This is a genomic window from Pseudomonas sp. P5_B2, assembly GCF_056400445.1.
Genome location: NZ_JBFULH010000257.1, coordinates 1 through 6,002, shown reverse-complemented (window position 1 = coordinate 6,002; position 6,002 = coordinate 1). Strand labels below are relative to the sequence as shown.

Below are 6,002 nucleotides of genomic sequence, written 5' to 3'. Positions count from 1 at the left end.
CAGGACAGCGCACCCCGCCAGATGACCGTTTGGCTGCATGAACAACGAGCCTCGGTGAAGCCGTTTGGCGGGCTTGACCAGTTGACGGCCTACACACCCGATCGAATCGCCATCGAGAAGACCGACGGGCAGGTCGTTGCTGAACGATCAGCCCCCCGAGCCTCCTTTCWGAATCACGAAGAAAACACCCCTTGGGACCCACTGCACCGCGCATACTTCAATGGCTATGCGCTGTGGTCCTACCTCACCATGCCGTTCCAGTTCATCTTGCCGGGTGTCTTGACGGAAGAACTTGCACCTTGGACAGAGGGGGCAGAGCAATGGCGACGTCTACGGGTGACCTTTCCCGGGCACATCGCTACCCACTGTGCGGTTCAGGACTTCTACTTTGGCGACGACTTCCTGCTGCGTCGACATGACTACAACGTGGAGGTGAGTGGTGGCCTGCCCGCCGCTCAATATGTGTCTGATTACGTTGAAGCACAGGGGCTGCGCATGCCCGGCAGGCGACGGGCCTACCGCCGTGGCGCATCAGGTCAGCCAGACACTAAGGCGTTACTGGTAGCCATCGACCTCAGCGACATCCGCTACTCTTAATGCACGTTGCAATGCCCGCGGGCCCTGTCAATGACAGGGGCCGGAGGAGGCGTTTTGAAACCATTCCTGCCCGGTACGGGGGCCTCAACCTGGAATATGTTGCGCCAAGCGTGCCTGCAACGCCGGGAAGCCGTGCCGCCGACCTTGACGGAACTGGCGGTCGTGCCCGGCATTCCAGAGGCGCGTTATTGGCTGGACCGGGACATCGCTCCGCTCATTCGGGACGTGCATCAGGCCAACCATCGAGAGGCCCAAGCGCTTGCCAGAGTCGGGGAGCCGCATGACATGCTACCGCTGGCCAGCATGCTGGCGGTCTCCGGTGGTAGTGACGCTGGCACCTTCGCGGCGGGCATCATCGCGGGATGGTCGATACATGGGACACGGCCACTGTTCAAAATTGTCACGGGCATCAGCGCTGGCGCCCTGGTCGCCCCGTTCGCCTACCTGGGGTCTCAGTACGACGAAATCATTCTGCGCATTTGCAGCGCCGTTGGCCCCAAAGACATTTTCCATTCGCGCAATATGCTGACCCGGCTTGCCAGCGACGGTATTGCGGACAGCAAGCCGTTGTCGCGGCTCGTCGCGCAATACTTCACCGCTGATATTCTGGCGGCAATTGCGGCGCAATACGCCAATGGACGACTCTTGATGATCGGCACCACCGACCTCGATGCAGGGCGGCCTGTGACCTGGAACATGGGTGCCATTGCCGCAAGCGGCGCGCCGGGAGCACTCGAGCTGTTTCGCAAGATCCTGATCGCGTCGATGAGTATTCCCGGCGCCGTTTCACCCGTCATGATCGACGTGGAGGTCAATGGCCAACAGTTCCAGGAAATGCACGTGGACGGCGGCGTCATCACGCAGGTATTTCTTTAYCCCCCAGGCACCGTCATGGCGCTGAACAACGTGGCAGGTGCGCGTCTACGCCGTGATCGGCATTTCTACGTGATTCGCAACGGAAAAATGGAGCCGCAATGGTCCGGGACCAAGCGCCGCACGTTGAACATCGGCGGTCGCGCCATCAGTGCGTTGATCCAGACGCAGGGAATCAGCGACCTCGACCGGATTTACCGAATCGCCCAGCAAGACGGGGCCGACTTCAATCTTGCGTACATCGGTTCCGATTTTCATCACCTTCGCAATCATCAGTTTGATGGCGAGTACATGAAGCGTTTGTTCCAGTACGCCTTTGAGCTCAGCGCGAAAGGTTACCCGTGGCATAAATCCCCTGATACCTGAAAGACTGGCGCAGTTGCTGTTGTGAAATTAATCGTGTAGTTTTTCATGAAATTATAAATACATAATTTCATAAGGTCTTCCGGACTTGTACCTATGAACAAGCAAGAAGAAATCGCTGCGCTGGCGATCCTGATTCACGATTTGCGCAAGCACAAAAAATACACCTTGAAGGAACTGGCCGACAGAATCGGCCGTTCCGTCGGCTTTCTCTCGCAGGTCGAACGCGGCCTGTCACGGCCCACCGTGGCAGACCTGACGGCGATCAGTGAAACCCTGGAGGTACCGACGACTTACTTCTACAGCCTGCCAAAACCCAAGGAACTACCGTGGGTCACGCGCCCGGATGAACGCCGTACGTTGTACTTCGCCAACGGTATTACCGACATTCTGGTGTCGCCAAAAATACGCGCCTCCTTTTCCATGCTCGAAAGTCATCTCGACGCCGGCGCCAGCAGCGGTGATCGGCACATGAGTGACAGCTCGGAGCAGGGTGGCTACGTGCTCGAAGGCGAGCTGACGCTGTGGCTGGGCGACGACGAAGACCCTGTTACGTTGGTGGCTGGCGACAGTTTTCAGTTCGACAGCCATACCCGTTGCCGCTACGGCAACCTCACCGGGCACCTCACGCGAGTGCTTTGGGTTTACACCTGATGAAAAGAAAAGGACCAACAACGATGGATGCTACTTGCTCTGATCTGCTGGCTGAGGTGCGGGCCTTTCGCCAACGCTATCCTGAGGTGCGCTACGTCGACCTGATTTCCCTGGATATTCCAGGGCATTTTTACGGCAAGCGTTACCCGGTGGACATGTTGGAAAAGGTCGCGGCCGGCAGCGCGCTCAAGCTGCCGCAGAACTGTGTGCTGCTGGGCGTGCAGGGTGGTCTGTTCAAGATTGGTGATTACTGCTTCAACGATGGCGATCCGGATGCATTGCGTCGTCTGGTGCCGGGAACTCTCAAGCCAGTGAGCTGGGAAAGCCAACCGCTGGGGCAAATGCTGATCACCTCGGACGGCACTGAAAACCCCATCGTGTTCGAACCGCGCCAGGTGCTTGCGCAGGTCCTGGACAGGCTTGCCGGCAAAGGCATTCATCCCGTGGTGGCGTTCGAACTGGAGTTCTACCTGTTCGATAAAAAGCTGCGCGACGGACTGCCGCAGTTTCCTCGCGATGGACTGACGGACGATGCCGATGACCAGCCCAACATGCACATCGAGCGGCTGTCACGCTTCGCGCCGGTTCTCGACGACATGGTCGAGACCTCGCGGGCTCAGGGCATCGATAGCACGGTGATTACCGCCGAACTCGGGCCGGGTCAATTCGAAATCAATTTCGGTCACCTTGACGATGGCTTGCGTGCGGCCGACTGGGCGGCGCTGTTCTGTCGCAGCAGCCGTGGCGTTGCGCTCAAACATGGTTATCGTGCCAGTTTCATGGCCAAACCCTACTTGCAGCATCCGGGCAGCGGGATGCACGTGCATGTCAGTCTTTACGACGCAGACGGCAACAACATCCTGGCGGCCAACCAGCAGCAGCCATTGCGTCACGCCGTGGCCGGCTGCCTGGAATTGCTGCCACATTGCATGCCGGTTTTCGCACCGAACCAGAACGCCTACCGCCGCCTGGGAGGCACGACAAACATCGCCACGCGAGCGAGCTGGGGCTTTGAAGATCGTGATGCGTGCCTGCGCATTCCCGAGTCGGACTCGAAGAACTTGCGCATCGAATATCGCCTGGCCGGCGCTGATGCCAATCCCTATCTGGTGTTGGCGGCGATTCTGGTCGGACTGGAGCATGGGCTTGACGCTGGCAAGGAACCCATCCCGCCGCTGAACGACGACCGCAACAGCGGGGTCGACTTCCCATTGGAAATGCTCGAAGCCGTGCGTGCGATGCAGCATAAGCCACAACTGCGTGAGGGGCTGGGGGCTGAGTTCGTGGATGTTTATTGCGAGAACAAACGTCAGGATCACTTGGCGTTTATGCAAGAAATCAGCGCGCGGGAATACCGCTGGTATCTGTAAACAGGGGAACCGGCGATCGCCACGATTCCCCGTGGATCTAACGGGCAGGCCGTCGGTGTGCCAGGCGATTGACCGCAAGCATACAGCCGCTGACCAACAGCGCGGCACCGACTACCAGCAATGYGGAGGGTCGAATCGACAGCCTTTCGACCCCGGCGTCGCCCAGAATGTCATCCGTCATTTGGGTGGGCAGATATTGCTGCGCTTCATACGGCACGGTGTTCAATGCCAGGCGCGCACCATCGCCCAAGGTCAGCGTCAGGTCTTCAATGGTGCCGACGACCCGGCCGGGGTACACCGGCTCACCGGTGGGATCGAGTTGGTCATACAGAAACTGTAGGCCTTCGAGCCAGCCGACCGCCGTTTGCAACTCGGGCTCCAGGTAATACTTTCCATCGAGAAAGAAACCGGGGAAATGCGGCGTGCGTTCGAGGCTTTCGACGTTGTAGCGCTCGCCCGGCCTCATGCCGGTTGATGGGTCAATCATGGTGAAGTCCTCCTTCTGCTGGTTCTGCGATAGAGAACTGACTGAATCCTTAGGTTCCATCGGATTGATCGAAAGACACAKGGCGCAAAAGAATTCGAACTCTGCAGACGCGAGCCTTTCAATCCTAGACGGGACAGCCCTTGGGCGATTTTTCTTAGCGTGGAGATCGATTGAATGAGCCAGCGCGTAGTGAACAGTCCGCCGATTTTCATCGGCTGTGCTGGCTGGAGCCTGGGGCGCGATTTTGTGTCGAGGTTCCCCGTTGAGGGCACACACCTGCAGCGCTATGCATCACAACTGAACGCGGTCGAAATCAACAGCTCGTTTTATCGCCCACATCGCCGGCAAACCTACGCGCGTTGGGCTGATTCGGTGCCGGACGGCTTTCGCTTCTGTGTAAAAGTGCCCAAGCACATCAGCCACGAACGGCGCTTGCAAGACTGCGGCGCTGCACTGGAAGAATTTGTTGGGCAGTGTGCTGGCTTGAACGATCGATTGGGCTGCTTGCTGGTGCAGTTGCCGCCCTCATTGGCCTTTGATTATTCAATTGCCGAGGCTTTTTTCATTGAACTCAGATTTCACTATGACGGACCTGTGGTGCTGGAACCCCGGCACGACTCCTGGCTCGATGCGGAGCCGTTATTGTTGCAGCATCGAATTGCCCGGGCAGCGGTCGATCCGTCACGCATCAGTCATGACCATTTGCCGGGAGGCTGGCCGGGGCTCAGGTACTGGCGATTGCACGGATCGCCTCGAATCTACTTCAGCGACTATGAAAAGCCTGCGCTGCAAAGCCTGGCGATACAGTTACACACAGCCAACGACGCTGGCGGATCGACGTGGTGCATGTTTGACAACACCGCCAGTGGTGCGGCGTTGGGTAATGCCTTGACACTCAGGGGATTGCTGGATGAACGTGGCGATCCYGCGGGCATCACCGTTTGTCGGCCGTGCTGAACACTGATCAGCGCTTTTAGCTCTCAATTTTTCATTGAGTGGAGTCTGGCCATGTCGTGTGTGATCTGTGAAAACCCTTTTGCACGAACAGTCTGCGCCGGTGTGTGGCAGGAATTTCATTGTCCGGAATGCGGCAATGGGCGCATTTCCCAGGAGCTTCTGAGCCTGATGATGTTGTTGAATTTGCAACTTGATGTCAKGCGAAGCCGAAAATGGCTTGAAGAAAGCAAACCAACCGACCCGCTGCCAATGATGCGCGTGTCTGACATCTTGCTGTGCTGCCACGCCAAGGAATCCGTGGGGCCTGCCACCGGTGCAGAAGGTTAAACACTGCAGATCGGGCGACTAGTTGCCATCCGCCACGTGGCGTTCTATTTCCGCTATTTTCTCTTCAAACTTCTCTAAAGCCTGTTCCTTGGTGCGGTTGGAAGAGGGTGTGAGGGTTTCATCAATGCCCTCTGCATCTGTGGGTGGGTCATCTGGTTTCGTTTGGGTGTCTTTGACATCGTCATCGTTGTGCATATCGTTTACCTCTGCTGACTGCATTCACTTGGTTTTTTCCTGGTCTTTCGAGTCGCTCGAAGAAGCCGCGTCTTTTTCCATGGATTGTGCATCGGCACCGGAGTTTGAACCCGCCGCTTCCTCGCCCTTTTTGTTGGCCTTCTCTTCGTTCGATTCGGCGGCCTGGGCTTGGTTAACGC

At 57.8% G+C, this 6,002-nt stretch carries 7 protein-coding genes; 5 read left to right on the top strand and 2 right to left on the bottom strand.

The features are described from left to right. The 4 genes from AC1DRJ_RS17645 to AC1DRJ_RS17630 all read left to right on the top strand — a co-directional run. On the top strand, positions 1–597 hold a 597-nt coding region (locus AC1DRJ_RS17645; RefSeq protein WP_477803286.1), incomplete at its 5' end, for a hypothetical protein. A 96-nt stretch (positions 598–693) separates the two neighbouring features. Next, a complete protein-coding gene (locus AC1DRJ_RS17640; protein ID WP_477803287.1) occupies positions 694–1,836 on the top strand; it encodes a patatin-like phospholipase family protein in 1,143 nt (380 codons plus the stop codon). 93 nt (positions 1,837–1,929) lie between these two features. Next, positions 1,930–2,487 carry a helix-turn-helix domain-containing protein gene (locus AC1DRJ_RS17635; protein ID WP_477803285.1) on the top strand — a complete coding sequence of 186 codons (558 nt, stop codon included), beginning with the start codon at positions 1,930–1,932 and terminating at the stop codon, positions 2,485–2,487. A 23-nt stretch (positions 2,488–2,510) separates the two neighbouring features. After that, positions 2,511–3,857, top strand: coding sequence for a glutamine synthetase family protein (locus AC1DRJ_RS17630; RefSeq protein ID WP_477803284.1), 1,347 nt, complete (start codon positions 2,511–2,513; stop codon positions 3,855–3,857). A 37-nt stretch (positions 3,858–3,894) separates the two neighbouring features. On the opposite strand, the gene AC1DRJ_RS17625 is transcribed toward AC1DRJ_RS17630, so the two are convergent. Then, positions 3,895–4,344 (bottom strand): short chain dehydrogenase, encoded by a 450-nt coding sequence (locus AC1DRJ_RS17625; protein ID WP_477803283.1) that lies wholly within the window; start codon positions 4,342–4,344, stop codon positions 3,895–3,897. Positions 4,345–4,518: 174 nt separating this feature from the next. On the opposite strand from AC1DRJ_RS17625, the gene AC1DRJ_RS17620 reads away from it, so the two are divergent. Further along, the gene (locus tag AC1DRJ_RS17620) at positions 4,519–5,301 is read left to right on the top strand and encodes a DUF72 domain-containing protein (protein ID WP_477803282.1); all 783 of its coding nucleotides are present in this window, start codon (positions 4,519–4,521) and stop codon (positions 5,299–5,301) included. A gap of 345 nt (positions 5,302–5,646) precedes the next feature. Here the strand turns inward: AC1DRJ_RS17620 and AC1DRJ_RS17615 are convergent, their stop codons facing one another. Next, on the bottom strand, positions 5,647–5,823 hold the full coding sequence (locus AC1DRJ_RS17615; RefSeq protein WP_477803281.1) for a hypothetical protein: 177 nt from the start codon (positions 5,821–5,823) through the stop codon (positions 5,647–5,649). Between the last annotated feature and the right edge of the window lie 179 nt (positions 5,824–6,002).

Bases quoted from the DNA above. Each gene is read 5' to 3' on its own strand.
- AC1DRJ_RS17635 (WP_477803285.1), top strand. From the start codon at position 1,930: ATGAACAAGCAAGAAGAAATCGCTGCGCTGGCGATCCTGATTCACGAT.
- AC1DRJ_RS17615 (WP_477803281.1), bottom strand. From the start codon at position 5,823: ATGCACAACGATGACGATGTCAAAGACACCCAAACGAAACCAGATGAC.
- AC1DRJ_RS17630 (WP_477803284.1), top strand. From the start codon at position 2,511: ATGGATGCTACTTGCTCTGATCTGCTGGCTGAGGTGCGGGCCTTTCGC.